Source organism: Afipia sp. GW823-FHT06G09, assembly GCF_058794875.1.
Map to the genome: position 1 here is coordinate 34,440 of NZ_JBXAHF010000008.1, position 22,484 is coordinate 56,923.

Genomic DNA, 22,484 nt, shown 5'->3' on the forward strand with positions numbered 1-22,484 from the left:
GTCAGAACAGCCACTGCGCCCAGATCGCGACGAAATCACCGTCTTTCCCGCCAGCCAGCTTGACGCGATCACCGGGGACATAGTGAACATATGTTCCGGCGATATTCAGGTGCGTGTTTGCAGCCCACGCTACAGTCACGCTGGTCTGCTGTCCGATATATTGTCCGGGCCCGCCAGCCGTGCCTTTGACCGGAACGAGCGCCGAGGAATAGATCGCATCCGCCGTTTCCTGTTTCCAAAATGGATTCCAGCCAACATTCAGACTGAGCTTCGGCGTGATTGCGAAAGTGACGTTGGGCTGGAGGTCGAGCAGGTTCATCGGCGCGACAAGATTGGCTTCGGAGAAATAGGGCAGCTTGGGAAACAGCGGATTGAAAGTGCCAAGTGTACCGTCTTTCAAATTCTTGTCGCCGCTGATGGCGTCAGCTTTCAGGCCAAGTCGCGGCGAAAATAGCAGGCCGGCAAACGTGTACCCAACGTCAGCCGAGGCGGTCCATGCGCGGATGTTCGACGCTCCGAAAGAGCCGAACTGGAAGGCGCCTTCCATGTTCCAGTCGAATCCGTCGCGCTTTCCGAACAAGCGGGTGCCGATAGTCTCACGACGTTCCGTCGCGATCCCTTGGGCAAAGTTCGCATTCCGGCGATCAAGACCGAAGTAATAGAGATCAGCTTTCAGCGAAGGAGCACCCGGAACCGGAGCCGTTGCGTAAACACCCCAGAACGTCTGGTTCTCGTCGATACCATCGTCGAACACACCGGATTGAGGCGCAACCGGCCGCGAAACAAAAGCATCGACGCGAACATCCTTGGCGATGCTCCATGCGCCTCGTACGGCATCGAACGAGCGCCGGAAATTCGGACTATCGCGAACCGAAACAAGACGCGACGAACCAAAACTCAATTCCTGGCGTCCTGCCCGAAGCAGGACATCGCCCCTCTCCACCGGAAACGAGATTTCGCCGAAACCCTGCAGGAGATCGAGATCGTTTTTCTGGGTCGCTGGCGGTATGCCAGACCAGCCCGCTGTCAGTCCGCTCGCAAGCTCCACGAAGGTCCGGAAATTCGGTCCGTAGTGAATGTCCGCGAACAGGAATGCACGTTGCAGCAGATAGTCGTTGCGCGCAGGCGCGGCGAGCCCGAACAGCGGATTGCGCGACGATTCGAACCGTTCGCGCAGTTCGCCGCCGAGCGTTGCGTACCATGAACCATCCGCGGTCAGCGGAATGAACTTGACCGGGTCGAACGGATCGGTGCGTTTCGCCGGATCACGCAAGGCGGACCAGTTTTCGTCGAAGCGCGAACTCTGATAGGCAGGGCGGCCGGCGGCGTCCTGGGCAGCGACCGGTTGATTCATCTTCGGCAAGAATGCAAGCGCCAGCGCGAGCGGCAAAGCCCGCATGCCGCACGGAATGGCGCGGCGTCTCATGACCCCTTGCCCGGAATTGGCGGGACTGATCCCAACTCCATTGCGAGAAAATGGCGCACAACCGGACCCTCGGGACCGACATGATACTTCATTGTATCACGCTGCACATCGGCATCCGCATTCGATACACGATGATGCTGACGCAGATGCTCCGCCCATGATTCCACCATGAACCATTCGACGATCTTCTCAGGATCGGCCGCATCCTCGGTAATGCCCCAGCCATAGGCACCGTCGCGGAGGCGAGCCTGCGATAGCAGCTTCAGACCTTGGAAGAATTTCGCGCGATCGCTCAAAGCGATGCGATACTCGATCAGGATAAGCACCGGACCACGATCGTTTTCGACGGTGTCAGAAGCGAGCGGTTCGGGCCAGTGACGTGATGGCGTGAGATCCGCCTCGCCTGCTGGCAACGCAATGCGCTTGAGTATAAGAGCCGCCACGAACAATCCCGCGGCGCTGATCAGCAGCGCCGTCGGGATGCCGACAGCTCCGGCAACGCCGCCCCAGCCAAGACTGCCGCCCGCCATCGCTCCATTGAAGACCATGAGATAGACGGCAAGCGCGCGGCCGCGCACCCAGTTCGGGAGAATGGCCTGAGCGGCACCGTTGAACGTGGTCAGGGCGATAATCCATGCGGCTCCGAGCAGCAGCATCACAAGTAATGCGAGCCATTGCGGAAGAGGAAGAGCGAGGCTGCTCATGACCGCAGCAGTGACGACCGCCGATCCCAAAAGCAGCCCGTCCGCGTCGAGGCGTTGCCGCAGCGCCGGCAGTACCAACGCGCCGATGATCGCTCCGGCACCGACCGCGCCCAACAGGACGCCATAGAAACCGGCGCCGCCGTTGAGTCCGCGCGCCACCAGCGGCAAGAGAGCCCACACGGCGCTTGCGAATGCAAAGAAGATCGCAGCACGCAGCAGCACGATATGAAGCTCGCGGCTGGATCGCGTGTAGCGCAGTCCGGCTCTGAAAGCTCCGAAGAAGCGCTCCGACAGCGCATCGTCGGCCTGCGGGGCGCGCTTCCACCAAACCAGCGCGGCGATGACGAATATGTAGCTCAGGACGTCCGCACCGTAGGTCACCGCAGCGCCGAAGCCCGCAAGCATCAGGCCACCAAGCGCCGGTCCGATCGAACGCGCAATATTGATACCAAGCGAGTTAAGGGCGACCGCGCTCTTCAGATCCTGCTTGGGCACAAGCTCCGGAACGATGGCCTGCCAGGTCGGCGCCATCAGGGCGGCGCCGATGCCGCCGATAAAAGTCAGCCCGACGAGCAGATTCACAGTCAGCAGGCCGAAGTACGAGAGCACGACCAAGGTCGCGCTCACCGAACCCAGCATGATCTGAATAGCAATCAGGAATTTGCGGCGATCCAGAATATCGGACAGGACGCCGGCCGGAATCGCGAGAAGAAAGATCGGCAGAGTTCCGGCAGCCTGGATCATGGCCACGGCAGCGGGAGAGGCCGAGAGATCGGTGACGATCCATGAACTCGCCACGTCCCGCATGAAGCTGCCGGTGTTGCCAAGAATGGTCGCGGCCCACAGGACGGCGAAGACCGATTGGCGCAGCGGCGCAAAACTGCCGGATGACTTCGGAGGAAGCGAAGCGCTCTCTGTTTCTGCACTCAAGATGAAGATCCGTTCTGATTCAGATCATGCCAGGCGACCAGCAGAAAGCCGCTGATCAGGCCCAGATGTTCGAAGAATGAATTGGCGGCCATAAATCGCGCCGGAGGCTGCATCTCCCAGAACCGCAAGGCGACGAACGTCGCAAGCAGCGTGAACCCGGCCAGCGCCAGTGCGCCGATCCAGCGATAGAAACCGGTCAGGATCAACACTGATGCAACAAGCTCGAGAACGATGGTCGCCACCGCAAACGGCGCGGCCGGCGACAATCCGAAATGATTCATCTCGGCGATCGCGCTCGGAAAATCGACCGCCTTGTTGAATCCGCCCTGAAGATAGGCGGCGCAGAGCCCAAGCAACGCGAGCCATCTGACAACCGGAGAAGTCAGGACCGGGCGGACAATCGCTGCAAGCTTGGTGTTGATGGCATCGTCCGGCTTCATGCCCGCCCCCTGTCTCTGTCGTCGCCAAACGCCAGTCTGGCTAGACTGCCCAGCATGCGCAACCGAGCGCGCCCCAGAACGACTTCAGATCCGAGATCGGCAGCTTGCTCGACCACGCGGTGGCGTGGTCGTGACCATGCACGCCGCAAGTGTTGGCGCATCCGCAAAGGTTGATCGCCGTGCGGCGCAGCGAGTTCTTTCCGGCTCCCTCCGGCTCACCCCATGCGGCATAGCCCTTGAAGGTGCGCACCGGTGACCAGTCCGGCATTGCGGGCGGCGGCACGTTCTCGTCCAGCGCCGAGAAGTCGCCGGCGCCATAGACCATCTTGCCGCCGACCACCGTGAGGTCCGAGGATAGATGCGAAATCTCGTCCTCCGAGCATGTGAAGAAATCCTTCGACGGCACGATGAGGTCGGCGAGTTGGCCGGTCGCAATGCGGCCCTTCTTGCCTTCCTCGTTCGAGAACCATGTCACGTTCTCCGTCCACATCCGCAGCGCGGTTTCGCGGTCGAGGCAGTTTCGCTGCGGATAAATCCTCAGGCCGCCAACGGTCTTGCCGGTGACCAGCCACGACAGCGACACCCACGGATTGTATGACGCAACGCGGGTGGCATCCGTGCCCGCCGACACTTTGACGCCCTTCTCAATGATCTTCTTCACCGGCGGCGTCGCCTCAGCCGCGCCGAAGCCATAGCGCTCGACAAAGTATTCACCCTGATAAGCCATGCGGTGCTGAACGGCGATGCCGCCGCCGAGTGCCGCGATCCGATCGATCGACTGATCGGAGATCGTTTCGGCATGGTCGAAGAACCAGTTCAGTCCTTGTAACGGAATGTCCTGATTGACCTTCTCGAACACGTCGAGCGAGCGCGAAATGGTTTCGTCGTAGGTGGAATGAAGCCGCCACGGCCAGCGATTCTGGGCAAGGATGCGCACCACGCCTTCCAGCTCGCCTTCCATCTCAGGCGGCATGTCGGGACGCGGCTGGCGGAAATCCTCGAAGTCCGCCGCGGAGAACACCAGCATTTCGCCGGCCCCGTTGTGACGGAAGTAGTCGTTGCCCTGCTTGTATTTCGACGTCTGCGTCCAGTTCAGGAAATCCTCTTTCTCCTGCTTCGGCTTCTGGGTGAAGAGGTTGTACGCAAGACGAATCGTAAGCTGACCCTCGTCCGACAGTTTCTGGATCACGGCGTAATCGTCGGGATAATTCTGGAATCCTCCGCCGGCGTCGATGGCGCCGGTGACACCGAGCCGGTTCAACTCGCGCATGAAGTGGCGCGTGGAATTGACCTGGTATTCGAAGGGCAGCTTGGGTCCCTTTGAAAGGGTAGAATAGAGGATACCCGCATTCGGCTTGGCCAATAGCAGGCCCGTCGGATTGCCGTTCGCATCGCGCGTGATCTCGCCGCCCGGCGGGTTCGGCGTATCCTTGGTGTAGCCAACGGCACGCAGCGCTGCACCGTTAAGGATCGCGCGATCGTAGAGATGCAGCAGAAATACTGGCGTGTCCGGGGCGACGGCATTGATTTCATCGATGGTCGGCAGACGCTTTTCGGCGAACTGGTGCTCGGTGAAACCACCGACCACACGAACCCATTGCGGCGGCGGCGTAATAGCGACCTGCCGCTTCAGCATGTTCATGGCATCGGCAAGCGAGCGCACGCCGTCCCAGCGCAGTTCCATGTTGAAGTTCAGCCCGCCGCGGATGATGTGCAGGTGATTGTCGATCAGGCCCGGCAACACGCGCCGCCCCTTGAGATCGATCACACGGGTGTCGGGACCGGTATGCGCCATCACTTCCTGATCGCCTCCGACCGCAAGGAACTTGCCGTCCTTGATGGCCACTGCACTGGCGGTGGGATTGGTGCGATCCAAGGTGGTAAAGAGGCCATGGTGAAGAACAAGATCAGCGCTCACGCGGGTGGCTCCTTTTGAAGTTGGATCGTCTACGGCAAAAGCCGATGAAAGACCCGGCAGCACCAGGCCCGAGGCCGCGCCGATGAATGTACGACGTGTCGGCATTACACTTTATCCTTCGCGTCGGGAGAGACGAACGGCGCCGGTGGACGCACGCCTTTCGGCAAATCACCGAATACATGCGGCTTAACCTGATGATGCCACGAGTTCGCGGCCGGCTCCCGGCTCAGCAGGCCTCGCACCAGCGGCGGCAACTGTTCACCGATGAGGATACCCAGAAGACCGATCAGAGCCACCACCGGCGGTGCCGGCGACCGGACACTGATCAGGCTGTAGATGACGCCGACCATAAGGCCGGCGCCAAGCGACAGAAGGTAGATCTTCATCTCTGAACCCCCGTTGCGGAGATAGCGAGCGCTATTCGGCCGCCTTTGCGCCGCCTTCGGAGGCGTGCTCGCCAAGCGCCCACTTCGAGAAGCGAATCTGGATTCCATACGGCGAGTGCGCGCGCTGGATATCCATCATCCCTTCGTATGTCTCGCTACGCGCCCAGTCCTGCTGAAGTTCATAAGCATATTGCGACGAGGTGATCGGGACTGCGCCGGCCTGGATGGCACGTTCCATGGCGCGGTTATGAGCCTCGAGCGAGAGATCGCCGCAAGAATCAGCCGCGATATAGACCTCGTAACCTTCACGAAGCATATCCAGCGTCGGGAAAAGCACACAGGCTTCGGTCCAGAGACCGGCGAGGACGAACTTCTTTCGGCCGGTCGCTGCCACGGCCTTTCGAAAGTCGGCGTTGAGCCACGAATTCATTGACGTCCGGTCGATAACCTCTTGGCCCGGAAACACCGCCACGACCTCCGGCATGAAGGGACCGGAGAACGAATCCGCAGCCACGGTCGTGAGGATGGTCGGAATTTTGAACAGCTTGGCAGCCTTCGCGAGAATCTGGACGTTGTTCACTGTCACCAGACGGTCGTGTGACTGGACACCCTGATACATCGCAGGCTGAAAGTCGATCAGCGCAAGTGCGCTGTTCTGCGGGGTGAGCATTTCAAGCTTTGACATCGGGATTCTCCACAATTCCATGAGTGAGTGCGGGCAGCAACGGAAGCAGGGTTCGAGCTTGGATAGTGCACGTCGATGACCGGCATTGCTTGGACAAACGCGTCGCTCGTTGCACGAACGCGCGACGCTTGGGCAAGAGGCGACAAAGTGACCTACTGTGCTCGCGCGGAAATCCCCATAAGCGCTTACCTCGCGCGAGACCGCCGACCTGTCCAAAACCCCTTCCGGACGTCCAAGCCGCAATGGGCGATTCAACTAAGGTGGCGTCGCTCATCATGTCGCTGAAGGAGAAAACTATGGCTTTGCTGAAATTGCGGGACGGCACCGAGCTCTACTATAAGGATTGGGGCAGCGGGAAACCCGTTCTCTTCAGCCATGGCTGGCCGCTCAGCGCCGATATGTGGGATGCTCAGATGCTGTTCCTCGCGAGCCATGGCTATCGTGCGATAGCCTTCGATCGCCGAGGTTTCGGTCGGTCCAGCCAGCCGTGGAGCGGTTACGATTACGATACCTTCGCAAACGACATTGCAGAACTGATCGACCACCTCAATCTCAAGGAAATCGCACTAGTCGGCTTTTCAATGGGTGGCGGAGATATCGTGCGATACGTGGCACGCCACGGCTCTGCGCGCGTTTCGAAACTCGCGTTGATCAGCGCCGTAACACCGCTGTTCGTCAAGACCTCCGATCACGACGGCGTTGACAAGACCGTCTTCGACGGAATCAAGACGGGCCTCGTCAAGGATCGACCGCAGTTTCTGGACAACTTCAGCCCATTATTTTATGGCACGAACCACGGTATGAAGGTGTCTCGAGGGGTGTTCAAGCAGACACTCCAGATCGGCCTGCAGGCGTCGATCAAGGCGACGATCGATTGTGTCACGGCGTTCTCTGAAACCGACTTTCGCCCGGATATGGCAAAAATTGACGTCCCGACGCTTGTGATTCACGGCGACGACGATCAGGTTGTGCCATTTCCATTCACCGGAAAACTTGCAGCCGAAATGATCCGGGACGCTAAGCTCAAAGTCTATAAGGGAGCGCCTCACGCGACAGCAATAACGCATGCGGATCAGCTTAACGCCGATCTTCTGGAATTCCTGAAGGCGTAAACTGGCAATTGATGAGGAGGTACCCAGATGACGGAACGTGATGCGCTGAAGCTCATCGAGCCTAAGGATTGCGCGCTGTTGCTCGTCGATCAGCAGGCCGGCCTGGCGTTCGGCGTAGGCTCCATTGACCGGCAGGTCCTGCTGAACAATGTCATCGCTCTGGCAAGGACGGCGACGGTATTCAGCCTTCCAATCGTCGCCTCGACCTCCGCGACGAAAGTCTACAGTGGCCCTCTCATGCCGGCCATTGCCGCGGTCCTCCCCCAGGTAACGCCGATCGATCGCCGAAGCATGAACGTCTGGGAGGACGACAAGGCGCGCGAAGCGGTGTCAGCGACCGGCCGACGGCGCCTCATCGTCTCGGGCTTGTTAACGGAAGCATGTGTATCCTTCGCCGTGCTCTCGGCAATCTCCGCGGGATACGAAGTGTATGTCGTCGGAGACGCATGCGGCGGTTTGACGCCGGAGAGCCATTCTCTCGCCCTGCGCCGTATGGAATCCGCTGGAGCCCATCTCACATCGTGGATTCAGATTCTGTTGGAGTTGCAGCGAGATTGGACGAGAAAAGACACCTACGAAGGCGCGCGAAGCATCGTCGAGGCTCATGCAGGCGGCTACGGGATCGGCTTGTCCTACGCCCGCGACATGATCCATCCGACATAACGGCGAGACTAGCCTTCCGATCGAGCCCGTCGCCATGCGCCGGGACTGGCGCCTACGTTTCGAGAAAAGACCCGCGTGAAGTAACTCTGATCGCCGAAGCCGCAAATTAAAGCGACGTCGGCCAGCGGGAGCTTCGTGGTCAACATCAGACGCTTGGCCTCATCGATCCGAAGTTGCGACAGAAATTCGTGCGGTGCAACGCCGGTGCTGCGCCGGAACGACCTCGCAAAGTGGCTCGGCGTCAGCTTACATTCCGCGGCGATGTCGGCGATCGTCAGATGACTGGCGAGGCGCACCCGCATGATCTCCTTGGCACGTCGCTCCTGCCAAGGAGCGAGGCCTCCACTTGAGGCTCTGTCCCTCGGACGCAAGCCGCCGTAAGTCTGCGCAAAATGTGCGAGCAGGCTCAACCCGATCTGGTCAATGAAAAGCTGATTGGTCGTCGTGTCCTGCTCTACTGCGCTGAGCAGAACGCTCGACAGGGTCGACAGAAAGGGATCACGCTGATTTCTGCTCCATTTAAGCGTCGGCACCGGCTTGGCCCCGTGCTCACGAGCAAATTCGTCGAGGGCAGTCCGCGGAATATAGTAATGAACCGCATCGAAGGGGCCTTTGAACTCACATTGGGGATTGTCCATGAGATTGATAACGCTGACAGTCCCCGCGCTGAAAGCTCCCGAATACCTGGGCCGTCCGGCGAGCCAGCAGGCATGTCTCTCGAGATCTCCGAGCTGATGCAGGATGCTGAAAGCCGGTTCGGAAGGAATGGCTGCAGTCCGCTCTCGCATAAACCGAGAACAGGTCAGCCGTGTCATCGCGAGTGCTAATTGACCTTCCCGCTTGACGCGCAGCAGGCAGTCCCCGTCCATTCCGAGATGCTGACTGAGGCGACGGCCATAGAAGCCGTCGGAAGCACTATCAGACTCTTCAGTCATTGGAGCATCCTAAGCTATCCGCCGTTGGATATGCAGTCGACCGAAAGGATACATCCCATCCCGCCGATCGAAAATTCCACCTTCGTTTACCTGATACCTGAGGGCCTTCAACAGCAGAATGGCTCGAGGAAATCCGATTGAACGAGAAACAGTGTAACGAAACGATAGGGGAGAAATATCCGACTTGATAATCCGTTCCAGATCCACATTATCTGTGAAACTGTTTCATAAGTAGGCGAGCCATGGACAATCGCATTGGGGAAATGCAGGTCTTCCTCCGGGTGGTAGAAGCCGGAAGCTATTCCGAGGCGGCCCGTCGACTTTTGATGACGCCCTCTACTGTCAGCAAGCTGATCGGGAGGGTCGAGACGCGGCTTGGCGTCAGACTGTTCGCGCGATCAACGCGTCGGCTGTCGCTCACGTCCGAGGGGCAAATGTATCTTGAAAAGAGCGTCGCGCTGCTCGCCGAGCTCGATAGCATCGAACGCGGCATTTCTCGGGGCGCGGCAGCCGCAGGCGGCACGATCCGCATCAACACTACGGTCGCCTTCGGTATTCTCGGCCTTGAGCCTCTGCTCCCTGCCTTTTGGCAAGCTCATCCCGATATTGTGGTTGATATCTCGCTCTCTGACGAAATGGTGGACCTGTACCTCGACCGGACCGATGTTGCCTTCCGCGTCGGCCCTTTGCAGCCCTCAGCGCTGGTCGCCCGACGCATCGGCGTCGTGAAAAGAAGGATCGTCGCGTCTCGCAAATACATCGATCGTCTGGGTGAGCCAAAACGAGTTGAGGATCTTGTGCGTCACAACTGCCTGGGATTCAATTTCCGGCGCTCCGCCCCGGTCTGGCCTCTGAAAGATAGCGGGCGAATAGTCGACAGGGCGGTCTGTGGCTCGCTCCTTGCAAACAACGCTCAAACGTTGCGACAAATGGCAATAGCGGGCATCGGCCTTGCTAGGCTCGCCGACTATCATATTCGCGACGATATCGCGGCCGGCCACTTGGTCGAAGTGCTCAAAGGTACAGCCGGTGACGACGAGCAAATTCATGCACTCTATCACGGCGGGCCCGGGCGGCCTTTTCGCGTGGGAGCATTCCTTGATTTCGTCTGCCCGCGACTCACTGATTTCATGGAAGGGAGGGCCCCCAGCAATCGCCGGACACTTCAACCGAGTGGGGGCAAGATGGCCTGGAGCTCGGCACGGCGCCCTTCAAGAAAGGCGGGAAGCTGAAGCTTCTGACCCAACCGCTCCGGCGCTTCATCGACCGCGAAACCAGGTCCATCGGTTGCAATTTCGAACAGAACACCACACGGCGCCCGAAAGCCTACCGCATTCAGATACGTACGTTCGATGGGATCAGTAACCGCGATTCCATAATCCTTCCGAAGCTTCTCAACCATCTCCGAGCGATGATCGACATCAGCGGCGCGGAAGGCCACGTGACGTATCGTTCCACCGCCAAGCCGTCCTCGGGACCCGGGTCCAAATAGACGCAACGTAAGCAACCCGCCTGGCCCGTCATGGGCGACAAAACGCATGACATCCTGCGATCTGGAAACGCATTCAAATCCCAGAACATCCTGAATGATGTCGATGGTAGCGTCCGCTGCGCGCACGCTGAGGGTTACTTCGTGAAGTCCCAGTACCGAGTCAGAGTCCGCACCAACCGGCCGGCCGTTACTCGACTCCACCAGGGCAAGAGAGGTTCCCTCGGGGTCAGTAAAACACAGCATGAAATCGCCGATTGGCGATCGGTCCTGCCTGAACGCAACTTCGGCCTGATCCAGACGCTCAGCCCACCTCTCCAATGACCCTGAGGGCACACGGAAGGCCGTCTGCACGACCTCGCCTACTCCCACCATTCCTTGTGGCACGCAATTCCATGCGAGAGTGCTGATAACGGTGCCCGGGCTACCGGCCTCATTGCCGAAGTAGATGTGGTAACTTCCCGGATCATCATAGCAAACGGTCTTTTTGACGCGCCTAAGCCCCAGAACATCGCAATAAAAGTGCGCAACCCGGGGGGCGTCACCGATAATCGTCGTAAGATGATGGATTCCGCGCGAAGTCACTTCCAAAATCCGTCCGATGAGTACAGCGACGATCCGAGGTCAACGGCATCGAGACGGCACCTTTGGCGAAGAGCCGCGCGACGCGCCATACCCATACAACCAAGCTGATAGCCTACGCTTCGACAGTCTTGGACTTTAGCGCGACAATCTCGATGCTGAAAAAGACAAAATGACGACAACTTCCGCAGCACGAAATCGTACAACCGACAGCGAGAATCAGCAATTTTTTGCCACTCGCATCATAGACATCCATTTCCAGCGGCTGACTTGCAAACGACGTGATTATCCCGTTTCGACTTAAGGATCGGGAACCGGGATGCATCCGCTTGGGCCAGTTACGTTAGATCGTATCCGCCGTGACAGCGAGTGTCTCGCGCAGCCAGCGATGCGCGGGTTGATCGTCAAAGCGACGGTGCCACAGCATGGTGCTTCGTAGTTTTGGTGCGTCGAACGGCAGTTCTCTGATTTCGATCGGATAAGCCCTGCGGAATTCCTGGGCGATCTGACGGCCGAGAACAGCCACCAGATTGGATTGAACCAGCACCGCTCCCGCCGACAGATAGGGTGTCTCCAGCGCATTGGAGCGCGACAGGCCGCGCGCTGTTAACGCCTCATCCACGAAGCTGATGTCCTCGCCGCTGGAAGAGATTGCCAGGTGCGGCAGATGAGCAAAGGCGGACAAAGTCAACTTGCGGCGCAAGGCCGGATGCCCTCGCCGCAGAACCGCGACATAACGGTCTTCGATCAGCGGCTGCGAGACGAAGCGTTCGGCGGGTGCTTCCCGCGCCGAGATGACGAGATCGAGTTCACCTCTTTCCAGCAGCTCCAGCAGATCGAGTGTACCACTCGGCCGCAGCGACAACCGGATATGCGGAGCCTGCGCGCGGCAAGCCGCGACAATTGGGGCCGCCAGCACGACCGCTGCATAATTGTTGACGGCGATCACGAATTGGCGGTCTGCGGTGGACGGCGAGAACGTCTCCGTTTCCAGCGCGATCTGCAAATCGTTCAACGCCTTTCGCACGGGCAGCGCAAGCTGTTCAGCACGCGGCGTCGGCATCATCCCCGCTGGTGTGCGGACGAACAGTTGATCCTTCACAAGGTAACGTAGCCGGTTCAACGCATGGCTCAGCGCTGGCTGGCTGAGCCCGAGCGCTTCCGCCGCCCGCATAACGCTGCGCTCGCGCAGGATAGCGTCGAAGACAAGCAGCAAATTGAGATCGAATGTCCGCAGGTTCATGGCGGCTCCGCGAACTATTCATTCCATGAATTTGAATGTGAAATCAATGCATTTGATTGATTTTATTGCTGCCCCGATATTCCCCTCCATGAGCAAAAAACCCGATACCAGGACGGCTCCTTCGGCGCCTTTCGATGACCGCCCCACATCCGGCTCTCGCGCGCAGGCTTTGGTCGCGGTCCTGACCGGGGACCCGGACGGAGAGCCCGCCAAGCCGCTCGATCTGGCGCGATGGAAGAGCGTCAATCCGCTGGCGGACTGGATCCGGATCGACATGAGAGAGGCGCCGCCATCATCGAATGGAGCTTGGCTGAGAGGGCAATTGTCGGAACTCCTAGACCGCAGACATATGCAACCGGCTCAGATGGTACTGCTGGGCCGGCGCAATGCTGGCCGCGCCGCACTCAACCTCGTTCTGGACGGATCACTCACCTGCGCCGGAATTGTTGGTGTCGACATTCCGTGCGCCGCGCCCCGCGGCACGATTGCCCCGATGACCGCAGGCATCCGGCTCGTGTTGCACGAGGGCAAGGTAAGCCGCACCGACGAAGGCAATCTTATCAATGTCCTGCGCCGAGAGCACGCCGACACCCGGATCATGATGCTTCCCTCTGTCGGTTTCGATGTTGCGGAAGCCACCGTACGCGCCACTGGCACCTTCCTGTTCGAACTCATCGCCAAAGCCAGTTCGCACGCCATCAATCAAGGACGATCGAATCATGTCTAACGTCGTCAAATTCGGCGCCATCGTCTTGTTCGCCGGTATCCTGACCGGCGTAGCTATTGAGCTTACCCGGCCGATGGGACCTGCGACCGTCGGCCAGGGCAGCAGTCCATCAGCAGCTCCGAAGGCAACGACAAAAAAGGCCGCGCAAACGCCGGCGATCCCGGTTACCGCGGCGACGGTTCAGCAACATGACGTGCCGATCGTGCTTGAAGGGCTCGGCACGGTAAAGGCACTCAACACCGCAACCATGCGCACGCAAGTGCAGGGAACGCTCGACACTGTCGATTTCGTTGAGGGGCAGGAAGTCAAACGCGGACAACGGCTCGCGCAGATCGATCCCCGTGTCTACCAGGCCCAGGTCGATCAGGCGGGAGCGGCGCTCGGACGCGACAAGGCGCTGCTGACAAACGCCCAAGCTGATCTCAATCGCTACCTGCCGCTGCTCAGCCGCGGCTTCTCGACGGCCCAGCAGGTCGACACCCAAAAGGCCCAGGTTGCGCAACTCCAGAACACGGTCAAATCCGACGAAGCAGTTCTCGAAGGCGCACGGACACAACTCGGCTTTACCTCGATCACCGCGCCTTTCGACGGCATTACCGGAATCCGCCAGATCGATCCCGGCAACATCGTTCACCCGACCGATGCAAGCGGCCTTGTCGTCGTGACACAGGTGCAGCCGATCACCGTCATCTTCACGCTCCCCTCCGTCGCCATCCCGCAAGTGCAGCACGCGCTTGCGACCGGTCAGGCGAGCGCGGAGGCATATGACGCCACCAACAAGATCAAGCTCGACGAGGGACAACTCCTGCTGGTCGACAATCAGGTCGACGCCTCGACCGGCACGGTGCGCCTCAAGGCGAGATTCCCAAATGCACAAAAGACGCTGTGGCCAGGCGCCTTCGTCAACGTTCATCTCGTGATCTCTGTACGGCACGACGCGCTGACATTGCCGTTGCCGACCGTACAGCAAGGACCTGCGGGACCCTTCGTCTATGTGATTGCATCAGATGGGACGGTGACGGCGCGGCCGGTTTCGGTTGGTCAGTCGCGCGAAGGACAAGTGATGATCGATAGCGGCGTCACGGCGAACGAAACCGTCGTGCTGGCCGGTCAGTACCGCCTCACCGAAGGAGCAACCGTCGAAATCGTGCACGGGGACCAGCAGAGCCGGGTCCAGAACGCATCCACAGCCAGCGCGGGAATGTTGCCATGAGTATCTCTGCAGGCTTCATCCGCAAACCGATCGCGACCGCACTCCTGACGGTCGGCATCACGCTGGTCGGCTCGCTTGCGTTCCGGCAGCTCCCGATTTCCGCGCTGCCGTCAATCGACACGCCGACCATCCAGGTGACCGCGCAGCTGCCGGGCGCCGATCCACAAACCATGGGCTCGTCGGTCGCAACGCCGCTTGAACGGCAGTTCGGGCAGATCGCAGGGCTGACGCAGATGAGTTCGAGCAGCGGGCTCGGCAACACACAAATCACGCTGCAGTTTTCCTTGAACAGGAGCGTCGATGCGGCCGCGCAAGATGTTCAGACCGCGATCAATGCCGCTTCGGGCCAGCTTCCGAAAACCATGCCGTCGCCGCCGACCTACCGCAAGGTGAACCCGGCGGATGTGCCGGTGCTCCTGATCGCGCTGATGTCCGACACTCAGCCGCTCACGAAGGTCAACGACTATGCCGACAGCATCGTGGCCCAGAAACTGTCGCAAGTACCGGGCGTCTCTCTCGTCACCATCGGTGGCGCGCAGAAGCCGGCCATTCGCGTCCAGGTCAACCCGGCCAAGCTCGCCGCTGCCGGCCTCGATCTCGAACAATTGCGAACGACGCTAGGTGCCGCCACCGTCGATCAGCCGAAGGGGGTGCTTTACGGCCAAAAGCAGACCTATACGCTTGCTACCAACGACCAGCTTCTGGCGGCAAGCGAATACGACAACCTGATCATCGCTTATCGCAATGGCGCACCGGTGCGGCTGCGGGATGTCGGCCACGCTGTGGCCGGCGCCGAGGACATTACGCTGCATGGCTGGTTCAACGACAAGCCGGCGGTCGTCCTTGCAATTCAACGCCAGCCCGGCGCCAACGTGATCGACACGGTTGACAGAATCAAGGCGATCCTTCCCCAACTGGTGAGCGGCCTGCCGTCGGACATCAGAGTGGAGATCGCCTCAGACCGCACGCAGACGATCCGCGCGAGCGTAAGCGACGTGCAGTTCACGCTGCTTCTGACCATCGCGCTGGTGGTGGGCGTGATTTTCCTGTTCCTTCGCAAATTCTGGGCCACCGTCATTCCCGCCGTGTCGGTTCCGATATCGTTGATCGGCACTTTCGGGGTGATGTACCTGCTCGGCTACAGCCTCGACAATCTGTCGCTGATGGGCCTGTCCATCGCGGTGGGCTTCGTCGTCGACGATGCCATCGTGATGATCGAAAATATTTCACGGCACATCGAGGAAGGCCTCGCCCCGCTCGACGCGGCACTTAAAGGCGCCGGCGAAATCGGTTTTACCATTCTGTCGATTTCGGTGTCGCTGGTGGCCGTGTTCATCCCGCTCCTGCTGATGGGCGGCGTGATCGGCCGCATGTTCCAGGAATTCGCCGTCACCGTATGCGTCGCCATCGCGGTCTCCGTGCTGGTATCCCTGACGTTGACGCCTATGATGTGCGCCTATCTCTTGAGGTCCTCACACGAGGACAACCCTGGGCGGATATCGCGCGCGCTTGAAACCGGATTCCTTGCGCTACAATCCGGGTATGAGGCGGTGCTTCGTCTCGCGCTGCGCTTCAAACTCACGACGCTCAGTATCATGCTCGCGATCATCGCGGCGACCGTTGTTCTGTTCGTTGTCATTCCCAAAGGCTTCTTCCCGCAGCAGGATACAGGCATGATCACGGGCATCACGGAAGCTGCATCCGATGTCTCACCGGATCAGATGGCAAACCTGCAGCGCGGCGTTATTGACGTCATTGCAAAGGACCCTGCGGTCGCCAATGCCACCGGCTATATCGGCCCCGGCGGTCCGACCGTCACGGAGAATAATGGCCGCCTGTTCATTCTGCTCAAGCCGCGCGATCAGCGCGACGTCAGCGCCGATGAGGCGATCCGCCGTTTGGACAAAGGCCTTCAAAAGCTGCAGGGCGTTCAGGTCTTCATGCAGGCCACGCAGGACATCAACCTCGCGAGCCGTCTCTCCAAGACCCAGTATCAGTACACGCTCACCGACGTGAACCAGGGCGAACTCAATCAGTGGGCGTCGCAACTTTACACCAAGCTTCGAAGCCTGCCTGAACTCGCCGACGTCGCCAGCGACCAGGCCAATACAGGCCGCCAACTGAAGCTTCAGATCGACCGCGACGCGGCATCGCGGCTCGGCATCGATCCCTCCTCTGTGGACAATACGCTCTACGATGCCTTCGGCCAGCGCCACGTCGCGCAACTGTTCACAACACTCAACAGCTATTATGTCATCCTGGAAGTCGATCCGTCGTTTCAGCTCGGACCTTACGCTCTAAACCGGATTTACGTTCGCTCGTCGAATGGGTCCATGGTGCCGTTGAGCCAGATCGCCACGGTCACAACCGGGACTGCACCGCTTGCGGTGAACCATCAGAGCCAGTTTCCCTCCGTCACGCTCAGCTTCAATCTGGCACCTGGGACGGCGGTTGGTACGGCAGTGGCTGCGATTCAAAAAGCGACCACCGACCTACACTTCCCCAGCACCATCGCGACCAGCTTCCAGGGCAACGCCCAGGCGTTCCAGTCGGCATTGAGCAGCACGCCAATCCTGATCGCCGCTGCGCTGATCGCCGTCTACCTGATCCTCGGCATGCTTTATGAGAGCGTCATTCATCCGATCACCATTCTCTCGACATTACCTTCGGCCGGCATCGGAGCGCTGTTGACTCTGATGGCATTCGGCTTCGGCCTCGACGTGATCGGACTGATCGGGATCATCCTGTTGATCGGCATCGTCCAGAAGAACGGCATCATGCTGATCGATTTCGCGCTCGAAGCCGAACGCCATCGTGGGCTGACAGCGGAACAATCGGTCTTTGAAGCCTGCCGGACCCGCTTCCGGCCGATCCTGATGACGACGATGTGCGCTGTGCTAGGGGGCGTGCCGCTCATGATCGGCACAGGAACCGGATCGGAATTGCGGCAGCCGCTCGGCTTCGCCATGGTTGGAGGATTGTTGATGTCGCAGCTCTTGACGCTGTTCACGACGCCGGTCGTCTACATTTATCTCGACCGCATCAACCACTGGTTTGGCCATCTGCGGCGTAAGTCGCGCACCTCTGACGCCAAGATCGCAATCCCACGTTCACCGGCGGCGTGAAGGCGCGCAATAAGCCAAAGGAACACAGCGTGATCCCACAGGAAATAACACACTTCAAATCTCGCACACGTCTGGCGATTCAAATAGGTTATTGTACGTATATGTATCGCTGCAATGATCGGCGCGCCGGTCGACGCTGAGGATCCGGACACACCGCCACCGGCGATCGGCTACCTTCCTAGCATCAGCGACTTCATGATTGCGGCGATCCAACCGCGCCACATCAGGCTCTGGCTCGCGGCGCAGGCCCGCAATTGGGATTTCGTCGGCTATGAAGTTGGACACCTGAAAGGCGCGTTCAATCGCCTCGGCCAAGCGCATCCGGTCGCGGGCGACATTCCGTTACAGGACATGATTGCCTCGGTGACGCAACAGCCGTTTGCGGACCTCTAAGGCAAAAGATCAAGCCGCATTCGGCAAGGCCTATTCCGATCTGACGTCCGCGTGCAACTCATGTCATCAAGCCGCGAGCCATGGAGTCTACCGCCGCTTCGTTTCGCTCATCAGCAACTGGCCGAAATAAACCGCGAAGCCAAGAAACGCGGCGGCCCACGCGACGGCAGCGAGATACAGCAACAAGTGGCTCCAGGCAGAGGCCATGACCGCGCAGACTCTGGCAAGCGCCGCAATCACAACGGCTGCATAGATTCCTTGCGTGAAGGCAGACGCGGTCAACGGCTGGCCCGTATGACCGAGGCTGGCACGCGTCATTACTGCCAGCGTCATGACCCCGGCAGCGCCCACCATCCACGCGTGGATGCCGGCGCTGGCAGGGACCAGATTGAAGGCCGAGGCGGCACCCAATAGAAAACCCGCCGGAATGAAAGCGTATCCGACGTGCAGAATGAGAACGAGGCGCTCACGAGATGTGCGATCACCCGCCCATCGGCCGAGGCGGATGACGTGCAGGACGCCGATCAACGCAAGCAGGACGCCGATCAGCAAACCATCTTGATGAACAACCCACATCAGCAGGGCCACCGCGCTTAAGATGACGACCGCCACGTCGAATTTTGCGAAGGGAGATGGTAAGCGACCAGGGTTTTCGCGCACCAGCCAGTTGCGTGTGAAACTTGGAATGATCCGGCCGCCGATCAGCGCGATCAGCAGGACAATAACGGCAATACCTGCGCGAACGCCGTATTCGGCCGCGCCTGCAAAATGAGCTTCAAGGTGAAAAGCGATGTTGCCACCGAGAAGAAGCGCAACCAGCGCCACGACCGTGAGATTGCGCCAGTTACGTCCGGCGAGAATTTCACGTGCGGCGGCAGCCGTGATCAGAGTCAAAAAGCTGACATCGATCAGTAGGGCCGCCAACCAGCCGATGCTGACCGAACATGTCACGGCCAGACGTCCAAGAATCCAGACGATCACGAGTGCGAGCAACGGCATACCCTGAATCGGCAATCGTCCAGTCCAGTTCGGAATCGCGGTGAACAGGAATCCAGTAATGATCGCCGGCAAATAACCGTACGCCATTTCATGGACATGCCAATCGCGCGGAGCGAACGCAGTCTGAAGCGTCAATTCTCCGAGAAACACCGGCAGCCAGGCCAGAACGGCAAGCCCCGCATAAGCCGATCCGAGCAGGAAAAATGGCCTGAACCCGTAAGACAACACCGCGGGTCCCTGATAGCGCCGCAGCCGCGGCACCGGAGTATCTTGGACTGTCATGATGCAACCGTTTCTCGATATGGCGGCGATGAGACCCTTACGTGCCAAGGCTTCTGCGCAAGCCAAAGTCAGCATACGAACGCCCTTACTCCCGCAGGAGGTGTCGAGCAATCTCAAGCGAAATCATCGCACCATGGCCGATCGGGTAACCCACCGCGACTGATATAGACATATGCTCGTCTCCGCAGGTTCAACTGTCTGTTCAAAACAGACGGCAGCTATCCGAGTTTTGCAAGCCACTCTCCGATTTGATCGGTGCCTTCAGACAGCTCCGTCGAAAATTCGCCGGCAAAATTTCTCCAGGCATCCAGGTTGCGCGCCGGAACTCCGATAATTGCAGGAATGTCACGCTCAAGTGCTTTCGCCATCAGGCCACGCATTCCCCCGCCGTCGGCTTCCACCTTGCCGAACTTGTTCAGCACAAGAAGCGCGGGATTGTTGTCGAGGCTGCTTTCGATTTTCATGGAAGCCTCGACCAGCGCGGCTACGTCAAGACGACACCCCCTCGCGCCGGCACCGCGATCTTCCAAAAGCAGAGTACGGTGACCGCTCGCGAGGTCTTCAAGCAGCACGTCGCATCGCTTGTCGGCCCCTTCGAATGCCGGGTGTTGCAGAACCCCCGAAACGACCAACTGGCGGGATCGGCATTCTTTAACGATCCATTTGAATATCTCGTCCGGATATTCCTCGTTCGCGTAGACAATCGCGGCAAGGCGAGATTCAAGCGGTCGGGCCGAGTTAAACGCCGGGACGGAATGCAATGCAGTCATCGGAATTGACCTCGATTGGACGCGCCCCGATCAGTTCGAGGCAATACGGGATCGCCGGGAAGATGGCGTTTAGACAAACATCGATAGCCGCGGGACGGCCGGGCAGATTGACGATCAAGGAGTGATTGCGCGTACCGGCGGTCTGACGCGACAAAATTGCCGTTGGGACGTGGTCCAGACTCACCCGCCGCATCAACTCACCAAAGCCCACCAGTTCGCGGCCAATGACCATACGCGTCCCCTCCGGGGTGAGGTCGCGCAGAGCCGGTCCGGTCCCGCCCGTTGTCAGGACGAGATCGCAGCCCTCACGATCCGACAGTTCGATCAACGCACTGGCGACGCTTTCCACGCCATCGGGAATGATCTTGAGAATGACGATCCAGTTCGAGCGAATGACCTTGTCCAAAAAGTCGCTGATTGCCTTTCCGCTCTTGCTTTCATACGCTCCCCGGCTAGCACGATCGGAGATGACAAGGATGCCGATGCGCGCGAGCGTTTTTGATCCAACAACACTTTCAGACTTGTCGAATCCGAGACTCATGAACAGCCCCCGCTTCCTCCGCACGTACAGCCCGCGTGCGCATGGTCACTGTCGGCGTGAGACGCCGGCGGGGCTTCGTCCTGCTTCAGCGACCATCCAACCATATACGTCAGGCAACCCGCCCCGGGGTCTGTGGCGCGTTCGAGAACATTCATCAGGCCGAGCCAGTCTTCGCTGCCGGCAAGGTTGGCAAAACGCCGGACAGCTCCAGACGCATACTCGCCGACGCTTTCCCCGAACCGGGTCGTCATGACATCGACACGCGTCAGCAAGACAATATCGCCACAGGCAACCAGCGCTTCCGCGGCACGGGTTTCATCGTTAAAGCTGCGGATGATTTCACCGAGTTGCATGAGGCGCTCCTCTCTATTGGACCAGCGGTGTATCTGCGGCGGCAAGCGAAATGCCGGTGATGTCGGCCCGGCCCGCAAGTATCGAGATGTATTGCGCAAGCGCCCGGTGTTCGACGCTCGATGCCAGATAATCGGCAATCCGCTCCCGTGCGATCTCGAAAGGCAACATCTGTCCTTCCGCACGACGATCAAGACGCACAACGTGGAAGCCATAACGGGTTTCGACGATGGCAATATCCCCCGGTTGCATCCGCTCCAACGCCGTCTCGAATTCCGGAACGGTTTGTCCGTGGGTGATCTGGCCGAGATACCCGCCCTGCAATGCCGAGGTCGTGCAGGCAGAATGATTGGTGGCAAGATCCGCGAAAGTGGTGCGGTCGGATTTCACCGCCGCAAGGATCGTATCGGCATTAGCCCGCGCGTTAGCACGCGCAACCACGTCGCCACGCGGCGCGGCGACAAGAATGTGAGCTACCTCATAGAGATCTCCCGAGCGGAATCTCTGGCGGTTCTGTTCGTAAAACCGCCGGCAGGCCGCTTCGTCCGGTTCTGGCGTGATGACTTCGCGCTCGACCAGTGTCCGCATCGCCGCTTCGTCCGCAGTCTCGGTGCGGCCATCGGGATCGCTCAGCGGCATCCCCTCGATGCCTAAGCGCGCGGTTTCCTGGAGCAGCAATTCCCGCACGACCAAGGCACGAGCCGCGGCCTGCCACGCCAGAATCGGCTTTTCAGCAGGATGGTTCTGCACTTCCCTGGCGATCGCCTCGCGGGGAATCATTACTCCGTTGACACTGATCGTCTTCGGCTTCGGCAGGACATTCGAAACTGAGCAATCCATGGATTTACTCCGCGGGTTGGACCGGCGGCGGGACAACCCGGCCTCCGTTCCGGCTGCGCACAACCTGATAACCGCGGCGGCCGAGATACCAGACGGGAGCGCTCCAGACGTGGACGAGACGCGTGAAAGGAAAGAGGAGAAAGATCGTCATACCCAGCATCAGATGGGCCTTGAAGATCGGATGCACGTCGAGGACATAGTGCGCAGCATCCGGCTGAAGCATGACGATGGCCTGCGCCCAGTTCATGAACTTCACCATCTCATGACCATCGAGATGACCGGCCGACAGGGGAATGGTCGCAAGACCGAGCAGCAACTGCGCAAACAGGATCAGCAGGATCGCGGTATCGCCAAACGAGGAATTGGCGCGAATGCGCGGATCGAACAATCGGCGATGGGTCAGGAGAGCAATGCCGACAAGGCACATCAGGCCCGCCACGCCGCCGGCGACCATCGCCAGCACCTGCTTGAAGCCGTGGGAGATGCCCATCATATCGAATACACGGATTGGTGTGAGCAGGCCCACGAAATGGCCGACAAAGATTACCAGGATGCCGACGTGGAAAAGGTTCGAACCCCACATCAGCTGACGGCGTCGCAGCAACTGGCTCGATCCGGTGCGCCACGTATACTGCTCTCGATCGAACCGAAAGAGGCTCCCGAGCAGGAACACCGTGACGCAAAGATAGGGATACCAGCCGAAGACAATAGAGTTGAGCGTCTGCATCAT

The 22,484-nt window shown here is 59.6% G+C and carries 22 protein-coding genes; 7 read left to right on the forward strand and 15 right to left on the reverse strand.

Annotated features, from left to right (window positions below; all coding sequences use genetic code 11):
• Position 1: 1 nt before the first annotated feature.
• From AC1Q67_RS25135 to AC1Q67_RS25160, 6 genes are read right to left on the reverse strand one after another with little or no spacing between them, the layout of a single operon-like run.
• Positions 2-1,426, reverse strand: a complete 1,425-nt coding sequence (locus AC1Q67_RS25135; RefSeq protein WP_492237982.1) for an alginate export family protein — start codon at positions 1,424-1,426, stop codon at positions 2-4.
• Positions 1,423-3,060 carry an MFS transporter gene (locus AC1Q67_RS25140; RefSeq protein WP_492237980.1) on the reverse strand — a complete coding sequence of 546 codons (1,638 nt, stop codon included), beginning with the start codon at positions 3,058-3,060 and terminating at the stop codon, positions 1,423-1,425. The genes AC1Q67_RS25135 and AC1Q67_RS25140 overlap by 4 nt, the downstream gene beginning before the upstream one ends.
• On the reverse strand, positions 3,057-3,500 hold the full coding sequence (locus tag AC1Q67_RS25145; protein ID WP_492237978.1) for a DoxX family protein: 444 nt from the start codon (positions 3,498-3,500) through the stop codon (positions 3,057-3,059). The genes AC1Q67_RS25140 and AC1Q67_RS25145 overlap by 4 nt, the downstream gene beginning before the upstream one ends.
• 40 nt (positions 3,501-3,540) lie before the next feature.
• A complete protein-coding gene (locus tag AC1Q67_RS25150) occupies positions 3,541-5,523 on the reverse strand; it encodes an amidohydrolase (RefSeq protein WP_492237977.1) in 1,983 nt (660 codons plus the stop codon).
• Positions 5,523-5,804: a DUF1427 family protein gene (locus AC1Q67_RS25155; protein ID WP_492237975.1), complete on the reverse strand. Its 282-nt coding sequence runs from the start codon at positions 5,802-5,804 to the stop codon at positions 5,523-5,525. Before AC1Q67_RS25155 ends, AC1Q67_RS25150 begins: the two co-directional genes overlap by 1 nt.
• Before the next feature lie 31 nt (positions 5,805-5,835).
• Positions 5,836-6,489, reverse strand: a complete 654-nt coding sequence (locus AC1Q67_RS25160) for a hydrolase (RefSeq protein ID WP_492237973.1) — start codon at positions 6,487-6,489, stop codon at positions 5,836-5,838.
• A gap of 296 nt (positions 6,490-6,785) precedes the next feature.
• Between AC1Q67_RS25160 and AC1Q67_RS25165 the strand changes: the two genes are divergently transcribed.
• Together AC1Q67_RS25165 and AC1Q67_RS25170 are read left to right on the forward strand one after the other, a co-directional pair.
• Positions 6,786-7,601 carry an alpha/beta fold hydrolase gene (locus tag AC1Q67_RS25165; protein WP_492237971.1) on the forward strand — a complete coding sequence of 272 codons (816 nt, stop codon included), beginning with the start codon at positions 6,786-6,788 and terminating at the stop codon, positions 7,599-7,601.
• 27 nt (positions 7,602-7,628) lie between these two features.
• Positions 7,629-8,264: a hydrolase gene (locus tag AC1Q67_RS25170; protein WP_492237969.1), complete on the forward strand. Its 636-nt coding sequence runs from the start codon at positions 7,629-7,631 to the stop codon at positions 8,262-8,264.
• Positions 8,265-8,272: 8 nt separating this feature from the next.
• Here the strand turns inward: AC1Q67_RS25170 and AC1Q67_RS25175 are convergent, their stop codons facing one another.
• Complete coding sequence (locus AC1Q67_RS25175; RefSeq protein WP_492237968.1) at positions 8,273-9,199, reverse strand: helix-turn-helix domain-containing protein; 927 nt, start codon at positions 9,197-9,199, stop codon at positions 8,273-8,275.
• A 242-nt stretch (positions 9,200-9,441) separates the two neighbouring features.
• Here AC1Q67_RS25175 and AC1Q67_RS25180 point away from each other — a divergent pair, with 242 nt between their 5' ends.
• Positions 9,442-10,431: a LysR substrate-binding domain-containing protein gene (locus AC1Q67_RS25180; protein WP_492237966.1), complete on the forward strand. Its 990-nt coding sequence runs from the start codon at positions 9,442-9,444 to the stop codon at positions 10,429-10,431.
• On the opposite strand, the gene AC1Q67_RS25185 is transcribed toward AC1Q67_RS25180, so the two are convergent.
• Positions 10,365-11,273 carry a ring-cleaving dioxygenase gene (locus AC1Q67_RS25185; RefSeq protein ID WP_492237964.1) on the reverse strand — a complete coding sequence of 303 codons (909 nt, stop codon included), beginning with the start codon at positions 11,271-11,273 and terminating at the stop codon, positions 10,365-10,367. The two genes, AC1Q67_RS25180 and AC1Q67_RS25185, sit on opposite strands and share 67 nt — an antisense overlap.
• A 340-nt stretch (positions 11,274-11,613) precedes the next feature.
• Entirely contained in the window at positions 11,614-12,513 is a 900-nt protein-coding gene (locus tag AC1Q67_RS25190) for a LysR family transcriptional regulator (protein WP_492237962.1), read from the reverse strand.
• Between the two features lie 25 nt (positions 12,514-12,538).
• Between AC1Q67_RS25190 and AC1Q67_RS25195 the strand changes: the two genes are divergently transcribed.
• The 4 genes from AC1Q67_RS25195 (at position 12,539) to AC1Q67_RS25210 (ending at position 17,971) form a co-directional block, all read left to right on the forward strand.
• A complete protein-coding gene (locus AC1Q67_RS25195; RefSeq protein WP_492237960.1) occupies positions 12,539-13,240 on the forward strand; it encodes a hypothetical protein in 702 nt (233 codons plus the stop codon).
• Positions 13,233-14,453, forward strand: coding sequence for an efflux RND transporter periplasmic adaptor subunit (locus AC1Q67_RS25200; RefSeq protein ID WP_492237958.1), 1,221 nt, complete (start codon positions 13,233-13,235; stop codon positions 14,451-14,453). The genes AC1Q67_RS25195 and AC1Q67_RS25200 overlap by 8 nt, the downstream gene beginning before the upstream one ends.
• Complete coding sequence (locus tag AC1Q67_RS25205) at positions 14,450-17,578, forward strand: multidrug efflux RND transporter permease subunit (RefSeq protein WP_492237956.1); 3,129 nt, start codon at positions 14,450-14,452, stop codon at positions 17,576-17,578. The genes AC1Q67_RS25200 and AC1Q67_RS25205 overlap by 4 nt, the downstream gene beginning before the upstream one ends.
• 114 nt (positions 17,579-17,692) lie before the next feature.
• The gene (locus tag AC1Q67_RS25210) at positions 17,693-17,971 is read left to right on the forward strand and encodes a hypothetical protein (protein WP_492237954.1); all 279 of its coding nucleotides are present in this window, start codon (positions 17,693-17,695) and stop codon (positions 17,969-17,971) included.
• Positions 17,972-18,058: 87 nt separating this feature from the next.
• On the opposite strand, the gene AC1Q67_RS25215 is transcribed toward AC1Q67_RS25210, so the two are convergent.
• The 6 genes from AC1Q67_RS25215 to narI all read right to left on the reverse strand — a co-directional run bounded on the left by AC1Q67_RS25215 (position 18,059) and on the right by narI (position 22,484).
• Positions 18,059-19,252, reverse strand: coding sequence for an NnrS family protein (locus AC1Q67_RS25215; RefSeq protein ID WP_492237952.1), 1,194 nt, complete (start codon positions 19,250-19,252; stop codon positions 18,059-18,061).
• Positions 19,253-19,470: 218 nt separating this feature from the next.
• Positions 19,471-20,022, reverse strand: coding sequence for a DUF2478 domain-containing protein (locus AC1Q67_RS25220; RefSeq protein WP_492237950.1), 552 nt, complete (start codon positions 20,020-20,022; stop codon positions 19,471-19,473).
• Entirely contained in the window at positions 19,991-20,563 is a 573-nt protein-coding gene (mog, locus tag AC1Q67_RS25225; protein WP_492237948.1) for a molybdopterin adenylyltransferase, read from the reverse strand. Before mog ends, AC1Q67_RS25220 begins: the two co-directional genes overlap by 32 nt.
• Positions 20,560-20,916 carry a hypothetical protein gene (locus AC1Q67_RS25230; RefSeq protein ID WP_492237946.1) on the reverse strand — a complete coding sequence of 119 codons (357 nt, stop codon included), beginning with the start codon at positions 20,914-20,916 and terminating at the stop codon, positions 20,560-20,562. Before AC1Q67_RS25230 ends, mog begins: the two co-directional genes overlap by 4 nt.
• Positions 20,917-20,929: 13 nt before the next feature.
• Positions 20,930-21,754: a peptidylprolyl isomerase gene (locus AC1Q67_RS25235; protein ID WP_492237944.1), complete on the reverse strand. Its 825-nt coding sequence runs from the start codon at positions 21,752-21,754 to the stop codon at positions 20,930-20,932.
• A 4-nt stretch (positions 21,755-21,758) separates the two neighbouring features.
• Entirely contained in the window at positions 21,759-22,484 is a 726-nt protein-coding gene (gene narI, locus AC1Q67_RS25240; RefSeq protein WP_492237942.1) for a respiratory nitrate reductase subunit gamma, read from the reverse strand.